The organism is Pectobacterium betavasculorum (assembly GCF_000749845.1).
Taxonomy (GTDB): Bacteria; Pseudomonadota; Gammaproteobacteria; order Enterobacterales; family Enterobacteriaceae; genus Pectobacterium; species Pectobacterium betavasculorum.
In genome coordinates this window covers 1-450 of the sequence record NZ_JQHM01000066.1, presented here as the reverse complement: position 1 = coordinate 450, position 450 = coordinate 1, and the positions used below count along the sequence as shown (strand labels likewise).

At 60.7% G+C, this 450-nt stretch carries 1 pseudogene; it reads right to left on the bottom strand.

The window, feature by feature from the left end:
* A pseudogene (locus tag KP22_RS21120) lies at window positions 1–450 on the bottom strand (Ig-like domain-containing protein); the annotation flags it as partial.

Below are 450 nucleotides of genomic sequence, written 5' to 3'. Positions count from 1 at the left end.
CACCCTGTGGCAAGGCGCGTAAATCGTCGGAGGGCAGCGTAATGTGCCAGTTGCCATTGGCGTCGACGGTGCCCGTGTAGGTTTTACCGCCCAGCGTGAGGGTCACCTGCTGTCCGCTGCCGGTAATGCCGGTTGAACCGCGGATAATCTGGTTTTGTCCGGCCTCTGTCGTGTCCAAAACACCGTCGCCAAATGGCAGATCGAGGGTGGCCTGTGGCAGGGTATTAATCAGCACCGACAGCGTGTGTTCGGCTGACACTGTCCCGCTAATTCCCGGCACGCTGGCGGTAATGAGGGTTTGTCCATCGGCCAGCGCCTGAAGATCGGCGGGAGGAAGGGTGACAGACCAGTGGCCGTCGCTGCCAACGGTGGCGGTGTAGGCTTTGCCATTCAGCGTCAGGGTAACGGTTTGTCCGGCGGCGATATGGGCAGTGGTGCCGTTAATGGTCA